13 protein-coding genes are annotated in these 15,323 nt (G+C 62.9%); 3 read left to right on the top strand and 10 right to left on the bottom strand.

Translation table 11 applies throughout. The features are described from left to right. Positions 1-194 precede the first annotated feature (194 nt). Positions 195-1,862, top strand: a complete 1,668-nt coding sequence (locus IE166_RS09790) for a DUF2793 domain-containing protein (RefSeq protein ID WP_189503409.1) — start codon at positions 195-197, stop codon at positions 1,860-1,862. Here the strand turns inward: IE166_RS09790 and IE166_RS09785 are convergent. Genes IE166_RS09785 through asnB form a run of 6 tightly spaced genes read right to left on the bottom strand, consistent with a single transcriptional unit; the run spans position 1,769 to position 8,822 of the window. Beyond that, positions 1,769-2,929 (bottom strand): CgeB family protein, encoded by a 1,161-nt coding sequence (locus IE166_RS09785; RefSeq protein WP_189503408.1) that lies wholly within the window; start codon positions 2,927-2,929, stop codon positions 1,769-1,771. The genes IE166_RS09790 and IE166_RS09785 overlap by 94 nt on opposite strands. Continuing rightward, positions 2,926-4,143 (bottom strand): glycosyltransferase, encoded by a 1,218-nt coding sequence (locus IE166_RS09780; protein ID WP_189503407.1) that lies wholly within the window; start codon positions 4,141-4,143, stop codon positions 2,926-2,928. Before IE166_RS09780 ends, IE166_RS09785 begins: the two co-directional genes overlap by 4 nt. After that, complete coding sequence (locus tag IE166_RS09775; RefSeq protein ID WP_189503406.1) at positions 4,140-5,273, bottom strand: glycosyltransferase; 1,134 nt, start codon at positions 5,271-5,273, stop codon at positions 4,140-4,142. The genes IE166_RS09780 and IE166_RS09775 overlap by 4 nt, the downstream gene beginning before the upstream one ends. Continuing rightward, on the bottom strand, positions 5,273-6,094 hold the full coding sequence (locus IE166_RS09770; RefSeq protein WP_189503405.1) for an FkbM family methyltransferase: 822 nt from the start codon (positions 6,092-6,094) through the stop codon (positions 5,273-5,275). Before IE166_RS09770 ends, IE166_RS09775 begins: the two co-directional genes overlap by 1 nt. Then, positions 6,091-7,005, bottom strand: coding sequence for a glycosyltransferase family 2 protein (locus IE166_RS09765; RefSeq protein WP_189503404.1), 915 nt, complete (start codon positions 7,003-7,005; stop codon positions 6,091-6,093). The genes IE166_RS09770 and IE166_RS09765 overlap by 4 nt, the downstream gene beginning before the upstream one ends. After that, on the bottom strand, positions 7,002-8,822 hold the full coding sequence (asnB, locus tag IE166_RS09760) for an asparagine synthase (glutamine-hydrolyzing) (protein ID WP_189503403.1): 1,821 nt from the start codon (positions 8,820-8,822) through the stop codon (positions 7,002-7,004). Before asnB ends, IE166_RS09765 begins: the two co-directional genes overlap by 4 nt. 313 nt (positions 8,823-9,135) lie before the next feature. Here asnB and IE166_RS09755 point away from each other — a divergent pair, with 313 nt between their 5' ends. Next, positions 9,136-11,580 carry a GumC family protein gene (locus IE166_RS09755; RefSeq protein ID WP_189503402.1) on the top strand — a complete coding sequence of 815 codons (2,445 nt, stop codon included), beginning with the start codon at positions 9,136-9,138 and terminating at the stop codon, positions 11,578-11,580. Here the strand turns inward: IE166_RS09755 and xseA are convergent. Genes xseA through IE166_RS09735 form a run of 4 tightly spaced genes read right to left on the bottom strand, consistent with a single transcriptional unit; the run spans position 11,577 to position 14,798 of the window. Continuing rightward, a complete protein-coding gene (gene xseA, locus IE166_RS09750; protein WP_189503401.1) occupies positions 11,577-13,202 on the bottom strand; it encodes an exodeoxyribonuclease VII large subunit in 1,626 nt (541 codons plus the stop codon). The genes IE166_RS09755 and xseA overlap by 4 nt on opposite strands. A 1-nt stretch (position 13,203) precedes the next feature. Beyond that, positions 13,204-13,539 carry a type II toxin-antitoxin system RelE/ParE family toxin gene (locus IE166_RS20950; RefSeq protein ID WP_189503400.1) on the bottom strand — a complete coding sequence of 112 codons (336 nt, stop codon included), beginning with the start codon at positions 13,537-13,539 and terminating at the stop codon, positions 13,204-13,206. After that, positions 13,536-13,787: a type II toxin-antitoxin system ParD family antitoxin gene (locus IE166_RS09740; RefSeq protein WP_189503399.1), complete on the bottom strand. Its 252-nt coding sequence runs from the start codon at positions 13,785-13,787 to the stop codon at positions 13,536-13,538. The genes IE166_RS20950 and IE166_RS09740 overlap by 4 nt, the downstream gene beginning before the upstream one ends. 54 nt (positions 13,788-13,841) lie before the next feature. Then, positions 13,842-14,798, bottom strand: a complete 957-nt coding sequence (locus IE166_RS09735; protein WP_189503398.1) for a LysR substrate-binding domain-containing protein — start codon at positions 14,796-14,798, stop codon at positions 13,842-13,844. 192 nt (positions 14,799-14,990) lie between these two features. On the opposite strand from IE166_RS09735, the gene IE166_RS09730 reads away from it, so the two are divergent. Then, positions 14,991-15,140: a hypothetical protein gene (locus tag IE166_RS09730; RefSeq protein ID WP_189503397.1), complete on the top strand. Its 150-nt coding sequence runs from the start codon at positions 14,991-14,993 to the stop codon at positions 15,138-15,140. Positions 15,141-15,323 lie beyond the last annotated feature (183 nt).

The following is a 15,323-nucleotide window of genomic DNA, read 5'->3' as shown; positions in this document are numbered from 1 at the left end:
GGATCCATCGAGAGTTGATGTTGATCCTGCCGCAAGTACAGCGACAGATCAACCATCCTCCTCGCAACGACAATGAAGATGACGCGGACGAAAAGCCGCAAGGTCTCAGCACTCGTGGGCTTCGGAGCAAAATCTATCCACGGGTGGTGAACTGCACGCATGCTTGGCCAACAGCAGCTGCAGGAAGATCCGACATGACCGAGATTTCGCCGAACCTTCTCCTCCCCTACATCATGCCCTCGCAGGCACAGAAGCATGTCACCCACAATGAAGCCATCCGAGCTCTGGATGCGCTGACGCAGATCGCCGTCCACGACCGCGACCGCATGGCCCCACCGGCCGATCCCCTTGATGGCAAGCGCTACATCGTGCCGGTGGGCGCGACTGACACGTGGACCAACAAGGACGGGCAGATCGCGGCGTGGCAGGACGGTGCCTGGGCCTTCTATACGCCGGGCGAGGGCTGGCTGGCCTGGGTGATCGATGAAGGGCGGCTTCTGGTGCGCCGGGGAAGCGAATGGCTCGATCTGCCTGGCAGCGGCGGGGGCGGTGGTGGGAACGGCGGCAGCGGCGATATTGTGGGTGTGATCAGCCATCTGATCAGTGCTGCCGGCCTGATCTATCGCAACGATCCGAGTGGCGTCGCTGGCGCGGGCGGCTACAAATGGAGCACCTATTATCAGGCCGCGTCTTGGAACAACGGGCCGGCCACGGAGCCGAGCTATATCGACGATGTCTGGGCATCCGGCATCAACATGGCGGGCGTCGGCTTGCGTGCCGATCAGGGCCGGCAATATGCGGCCTGGCATCTGGAATCGAAGTTTTATTCCAACGCGCAGCAGGCGAGCCCGTGGACGGAAAACTTCCTTCATGTCGTCGACAAAAATGGCGGCGTGCGGCGCCCGATTGGCTGGGTGGGGGCACATGACGGGTCCTACGGTAATGTCACGCTGGCGCAATCGCTGCTGCTTCTGCAAGGGCATAACCACCAGCCGAAGATCGATCTGAACTTCGAAACCAATGCGGCCATGGTCTATGACGGGCTGGTCACGAGCTACCTCGCCAACAATGTGCCGCCGCACCGGCAGCGCAACGGCGCGAACAACGCGACGTTGCCGCTGCCTTACCTGGATGATGCGGACAATCTCGTGCTGGCACGGCCGCTGACGCAGGCGCTGACCGCTGGATCGAAGAACGCGTCCGGCTTGCGTTCGCGCACGCGGGGTTTCAACACGGATGCCTTCTATGCCGAAGCGCCCGGCGGACTGGCCGCAAGTTTCGCGCTATCCTGCGGGGTGACACAGGCGGCGAGTGCAGCTTTCGCTGTGACCGCCAATGGCACGACGAGCGTCACAGTCGCCGCCGGCCTCGTGGATGAAGCGCAGATCGGGCGCACGATCACCGGGGCGAATGTTCCGGCCAACACGCGCATCACCGATGTGATCGACGCCGCGACGTTCAAGGTGAGCAACGCGCTGCCGGCCAGCGTGACCTCTATCACCATGAGCGCGCGCACCAAGCGCTCCGTGGAATACAGCGTCGATAATGCCGGCGTCGTGACCTACGATTATTCCGGCAGCTTTATTTTCCGCGACAAGAATGCGTCCTATGGGTTCGGCCTGCATATCTATCAGGGCAATGTCGGCATCGGCGCGGGCGCGTCTTATCCCAGCGGGGCGAAGCTGGTTGTGGATGGGCCTGTTCGGCTGAAGAGCTACGCCAAGGCCGCACTGCCATCGGCGAGTGCTGCAGGAGCGGGTGCGCTGATCTATGTGTCGGATGCGGCAGGCGGTCCGACGCTTGCCTGTTCGGACGGTGCAAGCTGGAAGGTGCTTGCGACGCTCGGCGCGACTGTTTCCTGACGCGCGGCCAATAGCGCGCGTGCCTTGTCGATCACGGTGCGCGCGCGGTCATCGATGGAATAGCCTGAAGACAAAGCGCGGCTGCGGCCTTCTTGTGCGATGCGGTTTCTCGCTTCGTCATGGGCGAGGAAGAAGCGGACCTTATCGGCAAGCTCTTCCGGGTTACCGAACATGGCGCAGTCCCGATCTTCCGCGAAGTGGGCGGCGATCTCGTCGGAGCGCTCGTGCAGCATGAAGCCGCCGGAGGCCGGGATGTGGAAGGATCGTGATGTCAGCCTGTCGCCGCTCACAGCGTTGGCATTGCCCTCGAACAGGATCGCGATGTTGACCTTGGCGGCGCCGATGGCCTTGGCATATTCCGCGCCGAAGATGGGCCGCCTTTGGATGTATGCGCGTAGGGATGGGCCGGCGCGTTCCCACTGCGAACCCCAGATCTTGAGGTTGAGCGACGGTAGCGCCGACATCAGGGCGACAAGCAGCTTTTCCTTTTTTGGCGACCACGTGCCGATAAAGGACGCATCGCAGCCATAAAGCGTGGCGTCGCTCCTATCCATCGCAGTCGGCTTGTGCGTTTCGGGATCGAAGCCATGCGGAAGAAAGGAGGCGTTGGTGATGCCGAAGCGTGCCTGAAGATCGGCTGGCCCGAACGTCTTGGTCGTGAAGATCCAGTCATAGCAGGGCAGGGCCTGCGCCGCTGTCTTGCCGTGATCCACGAAGCTCGTATCCGGCCAGAAGTTGATCGCGATACCGCCACCCGCCTGTACGGCACGGATGGCCTGCGGCGATACCATGATGCCCTTGAACACGAAGAAGAGGTGCGGGCGGAATTGCTTGGCTTCGCGCTGGGCGGCATCCGTGGCTTCGCGCAAGATCATTGGCCAAAGCAGGCGTCGCGCGGCTTTCATCGGGCGGCTCTGCCAGCCCGAGGCGGCGAACCACTCGTCGGCAAGCAGCGACACCGAATGCCCGGCGCGGCGGAAGGATCGCACGAAGGCATAGGCGTTGGAGCCCTGCCACGTTTCCGCGACGGCCAGGATGCGGAGAGGGTCTTCAGGGTAGTGGTTCATGAGGCTGGAAGGCTTTGGTAGGTGGGGGCTTTGACCGGACTGACATGATCCAGCGCGGCCAACACGCCCTCGACACTGTGGCGCATGCAGGTTTGATCGAAAACGGTGAGAGAGGCTTGCGCCATCGCGGCATGAAGCGCGGGATCGTCGAGCAGGCGCTGCATGGCTGCGGCCAGTGCATCGACATCGCCGCATGGATAGGTCAGCGCGTTGAAGCCGGGCTGCGCGATGTCGCTGTCGCCGATCAGCCCGACGCGATCGCTGACGATTAGCGGCAGGCCGATCGCGCAGGCTTCGGAGCCGACAAGAGGATGCGGATCGTGCCCGGATGGGATGACGAGCGTATCGGCCGCGCAGTAAGCAGCGGGCAGCCGATCGAGATTGACGAAGCCGGAAAAGCTTGACGGCACTTTCGCCTCGGCTGCCATTTGCGTCAGGGTCGCTCGCTCGCTGCCGTCGCCGCAGAACAGGAGATGGACGGGCCGGTCTGTTTTGATGCGGACGGATGCGGCAAGGAGGTCTGCGGCCCGTTTGCGCGCACTGAGCTTGCCGACAGAGAGAAACACGAAGGCGGCATCCGCAATGCCGAAGCGGCGGCGCGTTGCCGATCGCAGAGCCGCGCGATTGGCCTGTGCATGGCGGTAGATGGTCTCGTCGATGGAAAAGGGGCTGCGGAAACGCTTGGCGGCTGAGACGCCCATCTTGTCCCAGAAGGTCTCGTTCTGGTCACCCACCGCCAGCACGGCCGAGACCTGGCTCATCAAAAGGCGCAAGAAGGCACTACGGAACAGGGCGCGCGTGTTCTTGGAGCGCGGAACGGCATCGCCGTCGCCGGCCATTAGTACGGGCACGCGGTGTAACCGGCTCCAGGTGAGCGCGCGCAGGGCAGTCAGCTGTGCGTAGCCATAGATGAGCACGGCTGTCGGCTCGAACTCTCGCAGCGCGGCGGCAATGCTGGGATTGTTCACGCCTCGGAAGGAAACTTGTTTGATGCGGTCGGCTTCATCGAGAAAGGCGTGGTCATAGCCGTCGAGCAGGTTGCCGTCCCAGGCATAAGCGGTGTTCATTTCCGCGTCGAAGGTGCGATCGACGCCGATGCGCGTGGCGAAAAAGACCTTGAGCGTGATGTCGGAGCGGGCGGCGAGCGCGCGGTAAAGCGGCACGAAATGCTGGATCGGATGCGACACGACAATGGCGAGCCGCTGCCGGGTCATGCGCAGAGATCTTCCAGCAAAGCGCGGCTGCGCGAAACCGCATCGCTTCCGGCGACAGTGGCTTCAGCACGTCTGCGGGCACCGTCTTTCCACACAGCGCGGGCGGTTTCATCCATGGCCGCAAAACTGTCGATAGCGGCGGCGAAGGCTTCGGGGCCATCGATCGGCAGATCCCAGCCGGCATGAGCGGCGGATAGATCGCGCCAAGGCGTGCGGTCGGAAATCAGGGCCGGCACGCCGCAAGACAGGGCCTCGAAGATCGCATGACCGAAGTTCTCGCCGGCAGTCGGCAGGAACAGGAGGTCGGTCCGGGAAAGAATCGCGGGAAGTTCGGCGTTTGGATAGGCACCATGATGCGTGACGCCGACATGAGGAGGCAGCTCGGCGGCCATCATCAGGCACATCTGCCAGTAGTCCTCGTCCTCGATGGGGCCGTGGATGTCGAACTGAACGGGCGTTTGGACGTCCTGCAGAACGCGCAACGCAAAGGCGAGGTTCTTGATCGACGTGATGCGGCCGAGAAAGGCGAGGCGCAGTGTGGGGCTTGGCTGATGCGGCAACGGCTGCAGCAGGGGACGGATATTCGGCGCGAGAGCGATCCTGTCGTGACGCGGAAGCGCTGCCTGAACGACCTGCGCTTCTGCTTCGCTGGTTGCGTGCAGCGTCACGCCTTCGGTAAGCCGCAGTGCCTGGACAAGCGAGAGATAAGTGCGCTTGCGCGTCGGCTTGAGGCGCAAGGCGGCCGGATTGAACTCGCCGCGAGGGGACAGGAGGACAGGCACGTCGGCCAAGCGCCCGAAGCGCCGTGCGAGCAGAACGGGAAGCGTGAACTCGCGGTCGAAGAAGCCATTGAGCCAGAGGACATCAGGTGAAAGTCTGCGGATTTCGCGCAGCAAACCCTGAGGCGCGAGCCTGCCCAGTTGAAGGTAAGTGGCGTCGAACGCCGATGCCGGTTGCCCAAGCGGAACCGCCACTTTGCCGTTGAAGGGGCGGTCGCGCGCAAGGAGGTGGAAGTCGAACTGGTCGGACAGCGCCTCTGCCAGCGCGCGAAAACTCTGGTTCGGACCCGACGCATCATTGCCGGGCCAGTAAGCGCCGATCAGTGACACGACTCGTGGTTTTTGCCTCATCAAACGCCCTTCCAGTCCGCGACGGACTCGCTTGGAATGGCGACCACTTCCCACGCATGGCCGATGCGGCGCAACTCTTCCGCCGGCTCCATCCGCTGTTCCGCCGGAAAGAGGCGGTAGCGGTGGGCATGCAGGAGTTCGGTACAGGCGTCGCTGTTTTCGCTGGGTACTTCCATGATGAGGATGGGACGTTTGGTGGCGAGCAGATCCGCACCGCCGCGCAGGATCCAGGCTTCCGCGCCTTCCGCATCGCATTTGATGAGGTCGGGCGAGGGCTGATGTTCGCACAGCCAGTCGAGCGTCAGCGTGACCACCGGATAGGTCGTTCGCACGCCGCCCATCTGCGAGCCATGATCTGCGCCCCGCAAACTGCTGGCGGCGCGTCCGCGAACGGCGATCTGGAGGTCGGCAAGTCCGACCCGATCCGACAAGGCGGCCGGGATGATCGTCACCGGCAGATCGGGATTGGCAGCCTGCGTTCGATGCAGCAGAAGCTGGTTGAACGGATCGGGTTCAATGGCGACGACCTTGCCCGTTTTGACCGCATGCGCCGCCGGAAAGGTGAAGGCGCCCATATTCGCGCCGATGTCCCACACCACCATGCCCGGTCGCACGAAGCGGCGGACATAGGAAAGCAAGGTCGGCTCGAAGCGCTCCATGCTGAAATCGAGCGCGCGCAGCCGGTTGGCCGGCGACAGGAAGATGGCACGGCGGCCGAAATCGGCGGGAAGCCGGCGGCGTACGACGAGGTTGCGGACGGCACGCTCGGCAAGCCTGCGCAGCGGATTAACGGAAGTCTGGGAGGGTCCCGCAAGGCTCACAACCGGTAGCCCCAGCGATCGTTGAGATGCATCTTGAAGGCGTCGAGCCCATGATCGGCAATGTAACGGCGCGCTTCGTCGATCTTTGCGTCCACCAGCATCCAGTTCCACCAGCCCTGCAGGAAGTGAAACAGGAAGCCTTGGCGGCCGTCCAAGAAACCAAGCAGGATGAAGTAGCGGAACAGGAAATAGAGCGTGCCGCGCAGGTATAGCGGCATGCGCGCGAAGAGGTGGACCTTGAGGAGCCGCTTCAATCTGGCCTGGCCGCTTTGGCCGCTTTCCAGTGCCTGATCCCTGGCGAAGAGCGGCTGTTCTTGCGCGACGAAGTCGATCATCTGGCGCGTGGCATAGCTGTTGTGCTTGTCGGTCCACCAGCTGATGTCGTTGATGTTCTCGTCAACGAAGTCATGCCCGAAGGTGACCGAGCGGCCGCGTTGGAGAACCACATGCTCGTCCATCCAGCGGCTTTCGATACGCCCGGCGCCGTGACGCCAAAGGCGCAGCAGGATTGTCGGATAAAAGCCGCCGAAGCGGATCCAGCGCCCGCGAAAAATCACCTTGCGCCGGAAGCTGACCCCAGTCACTTCGGTTGGAAGGCCGGCGAGACGGCTGCGGATTTCGTCGATCAAAGCGGGTTCGAGATACTCGTCGGCATCGAGCCGCAGCACCCATTCCGTGTCGATGCCGGCATGATCAAGCGCCCACTGGAACTGGTCGGCATAGTTCAGCCAGCGGCGTTGCATGACCTCGGCGCCGCAGGCGCGCGCGAGCGCAGGCGTGTCATCCGTCGAGAAACTATCGACCACCACCATCCGCTGCACCAGCGGACGGATGCGCTCGAGGCAGCGGCGGATGTGCAGCGCTTCGTTGAAGGTCAGGATCACCACGGTGATCGGCAGCGGGCTGCTCATGCCGCCAGTGCCTTCTTCTCACCGGTAAAGGCATGCAGCACCCGTTTCGCCCACAGGCGCGAGGTCAGGCGGTTGTTGCTCGCGCGATGGCCGGAAAGCAGGCTGGCCATGGGAACGCTGAAGCCTGTTTTCGGCCGCTGAAGCACGGACGGCGGAAGCGGCTTCGAGGGGGCGGATGCAAGCAGCGCCTTGCCGCCCTTGTTCTTCATGACGCCCGCCAAATGTGGCGCGACGGTTTGCAGGAGATAGAAATCAACCAACGGCGTCCGGATCTCGACGCCATGTGCCATCCCGGCCCAATCTGCGTCGCGCAGAAGCTGGTTGCGCAGGTAGTTGCCGCTCTCCAGCGCCGCCACACGCAGCAGCGGATCGTGAGGGGAGGGTTTGAGGGTGCCGGTGATCAGGCGAAGGGGATCGAGGCGCTCAACCCCTTCGCGCGCCATGTCCGGTCCAAGCAGATCAGGCAGTTCATGAGGCAAAAACAGGCCGCGACGCAGCAGAAAAGCGCCGGGATAGGTGCCGCCGAGTTCAAAGGCGGCAAGCGCTTTGGGATTGGTCTGGTGCAGGCCTGGCAGGAGGGTTGCACCGATCCGGCGAACTGCCGTGCCAAGCCCCGGCATGCCTGAAGCTAGGGCTGTCGCGCGCACCATGGCCGGGATCGAGCGGAAGGTGGAGTATCCGCCAAGCAACTCGTCGCCGCCGATGCCGGACAAAGCGACCTTGAGCCCGAGCGCGCGTGCGGCCTGCGCCACGAACCAGGTGTTGATCCCGTCGATAGTCGGCTGGTCCATGTCGCGGAGAATGGCCGGCACGCTTGCAGCCAGGTCTTCGCGGCCGATGCGGTGTATGTGATGGTTGGCCCTGTAGTGCGCAGCGACGTCGCGCGCGAAGGGCACCTCGTCGGCTTCCGTGCCTGCAAGGTCATTGAAGGCAAGCGTAATCGCCTTGATCGGACGCCTGCCGAGATGATCGCGCATCAGGCCAAGAACCGCGCCGGAATCGACTCCGCCTGACAGGAAGAGCCCGACCTCGACATCGGCCTCCATGTGTCGGCCGACGCTTTCGCGTAGAGCTTGGCGACAGACTTCGGATCGTGATGCACTCTGCTGTTGCGCTACAGCGAATTGCTCCGCGATCGAAGCAAAGCGCACCGGCGCGCCAACGTGCCCGGCACGCACCGTCACATGATGCCCCGCAGGTAAGACCTGGATGGCGCGGTGGAGCGTAAAGGGTTCCGGCACGTGGCCGAAGAGAGCGAAGCCGGAAAGCCCGGCAGGATCGATCGTGTCCCGGATCGCTCCCCCGGCAAGCAGAGCCTTTACCTGCGAAGCAAAGCGCAGCACCTTGCCGTCATCGCTGAGATAAAGCGGCTTGATGCCATAGGGATCGCGCGCCAGGAACAGGCTGCGTTCGACGGTGTCATAGATCGCAAGGGCGAACATGCCTTGCAGCCTGCTGCAGGCCTCGGCACCCTCAGCCGCAAACAGGTTCAGGATGACTTCCGTATCGGAGCCCGTCCGGAATCGGTAGCCGCGCTGTTCCAGGTCCAAGCGCAGTTCGCGATGATTGTAGATTTCGCCGTTGAAGCTGATGACGAAGCGTTCGGAGATGTCGAGCATCGGCTGGGCCGCTTCGACACCCGGTGCAATGATCGAAAGGCGCCGGTGTCCAAGCCGAAGATGACCATCGGAACTCGACCAGCTACCCGCTCCGTCAGGACCTCTCTGATCCAAATTGTCGCAGATGCGCGGCAGCTCTTCTCTGGCAGAGTGCGACAGGTTCCCAGCATAACCAAAGATACCCGCAACACCGCACATGGTGAAGCAACTCCAACACCCAGTCCCCGTCGTGCTTTGACCTCAGAATACCTGAGAAGGCAAGAAGATAATCAGGTACAAGTCGCTATCCTGATTGCATCATCTAAGATTTGCTGTACGGTCAGCGTACGATATGAAAGATGATCGTTACTGCAGCGAGAGCCTTTTTGGTGTCTGCAGCGTGTGCGTGTGTTTTCCGCGGGGGCGGATATGGGGTCCTTGAGTTCAAAAGTGCCGGACCTGGCCGGGGCCGGCCGTTTCATTGCGTCACGCCGCCGAGCTGGCTCGGCGGGTCGTCAGGTGCGGTGACGCAATGCTTGATCGGGCCGAGAGCGGCCAGCCGTTTAAACGCGCAGAGCTGCGTCCGCATGTTCGCGCCCTTCCAACCGCCGATCATGCCGCGCAGGATCATCTCCTTTATTCGACACCGCCCGATCAACCGGCCGGTCTCGATCTTCGCCGCTTGTGGTCGCGCCTTCTTCACTACCGCCGCCTGATCGCAGCCTTTTTAGCTGCCGGCCTGCTTGTCGGCTTCGCTCTCTTTCTTGCCCAAACGCCGCTCTACCGCGCCACGATGCGGATCGAGATTTCGGCGCCGGAAGCGCGTGTCGTGCGCGACCTCGAAGTCGTCAGCGCTACGGTAGACCCGCGCAGCTTCCAGTCCGCCATCGAAACCCTGAAAAGCCGTAGCGTCGTTCAAGACGCGGTGGCAGCACTGAAACTCGCCAACCACGCCGACTTCCTGTTTCCGCGCGCGCGTTTGTCGCTGGCCAACGTGTTCGGGCCGTCACCTGAAATCCGCTTGATGGACGTGGATGAAAAGCAGCGGCAGCGCATGGCCATTGCGCGTGTGCAAGGGCAGCTCAGCGTCGGACTGATCCGCAACACGAGCATTCTGTCACTCGGCTACCAGGATGCCGACCCGGGCACGGCTGAGGCGATCGTCAGGCAGATCGCCGCCAGCTACCTCGAACAGCGCGCCGAACAAACCAGCCGCACCTCGCTTCTTGCGCGCCAGTTCGTGGAAGGACAGGTGGCTGATGTGAAGGAAGAGCTTCAGCGCTCCGAAGCCGAACTCGTGGATTATGCAAGCGAGCAGGGCATCATGGCGGTGACGAAAGGCGAGGAGTCGCTGATCGAGCAGAAGATCCGCGCCCTCAACGACGGGCTTGCCGAGGCGATCAACCAGCGGCTCGCCGCCGAAAGCCGGGTGCAGCTGATCGATGCCGGCCACGGCAGCCAACTTCAGGACGTGCTTGGCAACGAAGCCATTCTAGGCGTCCGCAGCCGCATTGCCGATCTGCGCGCGGAATATCAGGAAAAGCTCGACACGTTCAAACCGGATTATCCGGAGATGCGGAAGCTGCGGGCGCAGATCGGGGAACTGGAAAAGCAGCGCACCGACCTCACCGATGCGGTCATTCTGTCCCTGCGCGCCCGCCACAATGAAGCAGTGCGGCGGGAAAACCAGCTGAGCGCCAAGCTCGCAGAGCTTGAAGATGAGCTTGCCGTTTATGCCGACAAGAGCATCCGCTACACGATCCTGAAGCGCGAAGTGGATTCACAACGTGCGCAGCATGATAGCCTCGTCACCAAGCTCAACGATCTCGGTGTCGGTGCCGAGCTGAAGGCGCAGAACGCAGCCGTGATCGATGATGCTTTGGCTCAGGCGGAGCCTGTCACGCCGCGTTTGTCGCGCAGCCTGGCGATCTGTTTGGTAATTGCGGCCGGCATGGCGGGCTTTGCGATCATGATCCTCGAACGCCTCAACAATGCCTTTCGCACGCCGCGTGACGTTGAAGCACAATTGAAACTACCGGTGCTTAGCGCCTTGCCGAACACAAACAAGGCGGCGATCGAGGCTGACCTTGCTAACAATCGGTCGCTGCTGGGTGAAGCCTATCGCTCGCTGCGCACTGCCCTGCAGTTTGCCGATGATCAGGGTCAGCCGCGCGCGCTGCTCGTGACCAGCACGGAGGCCGGAGAGGGCAAGACGACGACTGCGCACAAGATCGCCGTGGATTTCGCGGCACTCGGCTATCAAGTTTTGCTGGTGGATGCCGATTTGCGACGGCCAACCCTGCACCGCAGGCTGAGGCTGCCCAATCGGATCGGCCTTAGCGATATTCTGGCCAAGCGTGTGACGCGCGAAAGCTTCGGGCGCATGTTCTATGTCGCCGCTCCCAACCTGAACGTGCTGACATCAGGCCCGACTGTTTCAAATCCCGTCGATCTCCTGTCGTCGCCGCGCTGCCGCGTTCTGCTCGATGCGTTCCTGCGCCGTTATGATCTTGTGGTGATCGACGGGCCGCCGGTGACCGGCCTGTCCGATGCGCCGATCCTGTCGCGCCTGGCCGACGATACGCTGATGGTGGTGTCCGCGCGCCAGGTCAGCCGCCAAAGCGCCTGGCTTGCCTTGTCGCGACTGCGGGCGGCAGGCGGCAATGTGGTTGGTGTCGCGATGACGAAGTTCCGGCCTGAAGATGTCGAGGAGTTCTATTCCTATCGCTACGAAACGACGGCCAAGCGCAGCGCTGGCTCGACGCGGTTGCCGGCTCGTGCGCCGGTGGAATGGGACTATTTTGGCGACGCTCGGATGGCGAAGCCCGGCGTGATTGGTTTAAAGGACGCCCTGAGCGACCTGACGAGTGGCTGGATCGCGCGCATCAAACGGCAGCGTCTTCCCGCGCTTCTTACGAGCCGCATCCTAGGCCGCAGCCACCGCAGAACATATGGCTCGTGGAGCGTGCGCCGCTAGAACAAGCGGCCTTGGCCTTCAGGAGGCAAGGTGGCCTTCTTCATGCTTTTCGGCTTGAGCGGTGCTTCGCCGGAAGCCAGCGCGTCGACGCGGCCATCGGCAAATTCGAGGCTGAGCCGTTCGCCTGGAGACACGGACGCAGCCGCCGTGACAGGCTTGCCTTCCGCGTCATGCACGACGGCAAAGCCGCGCTTCAGTACGGCCTTATAGGACAGCGAACCCAGCATGCGCTCGGATTGCGCCAGACCCGTGCGGTGGGCGGAAAGACGCGAGTCGAGCGCGCGATCGCGGCGCGCTTCCAAGGCGGCGTAAAGCGCCGTCATCCCGCTCAAACGCTCGGCCAGAGCAGTCGGGCGCATGCGCCGCGTGACACGCTCGAACAGTGCCCGATCATGATCGAGCTTGCGCTTGAGGAGCCGCGCCAGACGGTCCGGCGCAGGCAAACGCGCGGCAGCGGCTTCAAGTTGACGGCGGTTGGCGGCGGGCAGTCGATCGCGGGCGCGCAGGAGTTCGCGCCGAAGCAACGCCGTGCGACGCGAAAGAACGGCGGGCGACAGGCGCAAGCCATCCAGCTTGACCCGGCGGCGATGGGTGGACACCTCCAGCGACCGTTCCAGCCGACCCGTCACCTCGTCGAAATGCCTGCGCGGCAGTGCGAGAATGGCATCGGCACTTGGCAGCGCGCGCGCCAGGCTGCGGGCGGCATGCGCGCGGCGGTCCATGCCACGGGACATGCAGCCCCTGAGCCGCGCGCCCAGTGACGCGATACGCGCTTCGAGCTCGGCCTTCACCGGCACCGCCATCTCGGCTGCACCGGTTGGAGTCGGAGCGCGGCGATCGGCAACGAGGTCGATCAGCGTCCAGTCCGTTTCGTGACCGACGGCGGCAATCAGCGGGATCTGTGAATGCGAAACGGCGCGGGCGCAGGATTCATCGTTGAACCCCCAAAGGTCCTCAAGGCTGCCGCCGCCGCGCGCCACGATGATGACATCCGGCCGGGGGATCGGCCCGTTGGCCGGCAACTGGTTGAAGCCGTTGATCGCCGCGCAGACTTCCGAGCCGGACGTTTCGCCCTGGACCCGCACAGGCCACACGATCACATGTAGCGGGAAACGGTCGGCAATGCGGTGCAGGATGTCGCGGATCACGGCGCCCGTTGGCGAGGTCACCACGCCGATCACACCAGGCATGAACGGCAGGTCCTGCTTGTGGGCGGCATCGAACAGGCCCTCTGCGGCCAGCCGCTTCTTGCGCTCTTCCAACAGCGCCATCAGCGCGCCGGCACCCGCCGGCTCCAGATTGTCGATGACGATCTGGTATTTCGACGAGCCAGGATAGGTCGTCAGCTTACCGGTGGCGACGACTTCCATGCCCTCTTCGGGCCGGAAGCGCAGCTTCGCCATGGTCGCCTTCCAGACCACCGCTTCCAGCTTGGCGCGGTCGTCCTTCAGCGCGAAGTAAGCATGGCCCGAGGAATGCGGCCCGCGATAGCCGGAAATCTCACCGCGCACGCGGACATGGCCGAACTCATCTTCCACCTTGCGCTTGAGCGCGCCGGAGATTTCCGAGACGGAATATTCCGTGGCGTTGGTGAGCGGAGCGGGGGAAAGCAGGTCGGGCATGCTACTCTGTGCTTGGGTTCAGCGGGTCGTCTGGATCTCGGGGGATGATGGCATCTAGGTTCATGGCACCCGGAAGAATAGCCATTATCTCGATCATCTTCGCATCGACACGATAGAAGATGTTATAGCGGCCATGAACGACCCTGCGGACATCTCGGCCGGCAGAACGTCTTACGACAGGCCCAACCAGTGGATGGTGAGACAGGTCGCGACAACGACGTTGTAGCTCACGTATGAAGGACAGCGCACGCTTTGGACTATCTTGTCCAATGAAGTCGGCAATGGTCGCGAAATGCTGACGCGCAGTGGCCGAGATGACGACTCGGTACTTGGTCATCTAGCCAAATTGGCCCAATGCTTCTCCAACTCGTCAAAGACCTCCTCCGCAGGAATGCCCAAACCGGCGTCTAGCTCTGCAGAGCTACGAGCCAGTATTTCGTCAAGCTCCTTCAACTGCCGCTCCCGGCGCTCGACCAGGCGCACGCCTTCGCGAAGAACATCGTCCTTTGTTGAAAAACGCCCGCTTCGCACGAGTTCTTCGACCGTGGTTTCAAGCTGAGGCCCAAGATCAGCATGCAGTGTCATGGGTATTCTCCGATCCTTAAGCCAGAATGCTCGAACAGAAGTAGAACGTCAACCTTACCACCCCACCAAGCTCTGACCCGAGCGCGGCTTCGTCCGCTTGCTCAAGCCTGTGAAGTCGAAGCTTGCTGCATCCTCGACCATCGGCAGCGAGATGTTGTCCAGGCTTTCGCTGATGTGGCGCGCGAGCGCTTCCACGATCGCGGACAGACCGGCAGGTGCATGGCCGCGCATGATGCCGATGCGGATGTCGGGCAGGGGTGCAAAGCCGTCGGCTTCGCCGAGCACGCGCATGCCCGGCCGCAAGGCGCATTCCGGCAGAACGGAAACGGCGAGGCCGGATAGAACGGCGGCGATCACCACGGTGGCCGACCAGCTGGTGAAGAGGATGCGATAATCGCGGCCGCTTGCATCCAGCGCATCACAGGCCGCGCGCCGCCACATGCAGGTTGGGCGGCCGACCGCGAGCGGCAGAATGGTTTCTTCGTGGATCGGATGGTTCGCGGAGCTTACCCACAACAGCGGCTCGCGGCGCACGATCTCGGATTGGCCGGTTCCGGCGCTGTGCGTCACCAGAGCGAGGTCGAGCTGGCCGCGCTTGAGCAGTTCTACGAGGTTGGCGGTCGGCTCGCACACCACCGACATTTCCACGCGTGGATTGGAGCGGGCGAAGCGCGCCATGATCTCGGGTAGAAAGCGGTCGGCGTAATCGTCGGGCGTGCCGATGCGGATCTGGCCTTCCAGGCTGGTGTCGTCGAAGGCCGCCATGGTTTCGCGGTTCAGTCGGATCATGCGCCGGGCATAGGCAAGCAGTTTCTCGCCATCGTCGGTCAGCCGATTTGTCCGCCCATCCTTTTCGAACAGCGCCTTGCCGATGCGCTCTTCCAGCCGCCGCATCTGCATGGATACGGCGGATTGGGTGCGATGCACCTCGTTTGCAGCGCGGGTGAAGCTGCCGGTGTCTGCAATGGCGACGAAGGTCTGCAACTGGTCGAGATCGAGCGGGATAGCCATCCGAAAGCCTCCTGGAACTTCATCAGCAGCGTTGATGACAGTCATTAGAAACATTCGTTGGATTTATCAATCGGCGCGGCACATTCCCTGGCGTGTTCCATGCGAACGGTCACTGCCCTGTCACCTGTGCAGCCTAGTGCTGCAGGGGCATGGGCGAGATCAAACCTGTCACTTCCTTGAAGGAGACCTGCAATGTCGATGCTCGACCAGTCCGCCACCACGCTGCCGGCCGCATCCCGCCCGGCCATCTGGGCGCGTGTGGCTAGTCGTACCGTTGCCGTGACCCGTTTTCTGCGAAATCGAAGTGCCTTTGCACGCCTGACCGATATGACGGACAAATAGCTGACCGACATCGGCCTGCGTCGCTATGATGTCATGGAGGCCGGAACCGGGTTCAACGACCCTATCACGCGCTTGACCGCGATCGTGGATGCGCGGCAGTCCGGGGAAGCGGCAGCGCGACGCGTTTCCTAGGGATCAAGCGGGCGGAGGTGTTTCTTCCGCCCGGATACGCATTCAAAGCCT

Origin of the sequence: Tianweitania populi, from assembly GCF_014652875.1 — a bacterium.
In the GTDB taxonomy this organism is placed as follows: Bacteria; Pseudomonadota; Alphaproteobacteria; order Rhizobiales; family Rhizobiaceae; genus Tianweitania; species Tianweitania populi.
Note: the sequence above shows the minus strand (reverse complement) of the source record. Positions and strands in the feature narration are given on the sequence as shown.

Coding starts and splice junctions, on each gene's coding strand:
- IE166_RS09740 (WP_189503399.1), bottom strand. CDS start 13,787: ATGACACTGCATGCTGATCTTGGGCCTCAGCTTGAAACCACGGTCGAA.
- IE166_RS09765 (WP_189503404.1), bottom strand. CDS start 7,005: ATGAGCAGCCCGCTGCCGATCACCGTGGTGATCCTGACCTTCAACGAA.
- IE166_RS09735 (WP_189503398.1), bottom strand. CDS start 14,798: ATGGCTATCCCGCTCGATCTCGACCAGTTGCAGACCTTCGTCGCCATT.
- IE166_RS09790 (WP_189503409.1), top strand. CDS start 195: ATGACCGAGATTTCGCCGAACCTTCTCCTCCCCTACATCATGCCCTCG.
- IE166_RS09780 (WP_189503407.1), bottom strand. CDS start 4,143: ATGACCCGGCAGCGGCTCGCCATTGTCGTGTCGCATCCGATCCAGCAT.
- IE166_RS09755 (WP_189503402.1), top strand. CDS start 9,136: ATGCTTGATCGGGCCGAGAGCGGCCAGCCGTTTAAACGCGCAGAGCTG.
- IE166_RS09730 (WP_189503397.1), top strand. CDS start 14,991: ATGTCGATGCTCGACCAGTCCGCCACCACGCTGCCGGCCGCATCCCGC.
- IE166_RS09785 (WP_189503408.1), bottom strand. CDS start 2,929: ATGAACCACTACCCTGAAGACCCTCTCCGCATCCTGGCCGTCGCGGAA.
- IE166_RS20950 (WP_189503400.1), bottom strand. CDS start 13,539: ATGACCAAGTACCGAGTCGTCATCTCGGCCACTGCGCGTCAGCATTTC.
- xseA (WP_189503401.1), bottom strand. CDS start 13,202: ATGCCCGACCTGCTTTCCCCCGCTCCGCTCACCAACGCCACGGAATAT.
- IE166_RS09775 (WP_189503406.1), bottom strand. CDS start 5,273: ATGAGGCAAAAACCACGAGTCGTGTCACTGATCGGCGCTTACTGGCCC.
- asnB (WP_189503403.1), bottom strand. CDS start 8,822: ATGTGCGGTGTTGCGGGTATCTTTGGTTATGCTGGGAACCTGTCGCAC.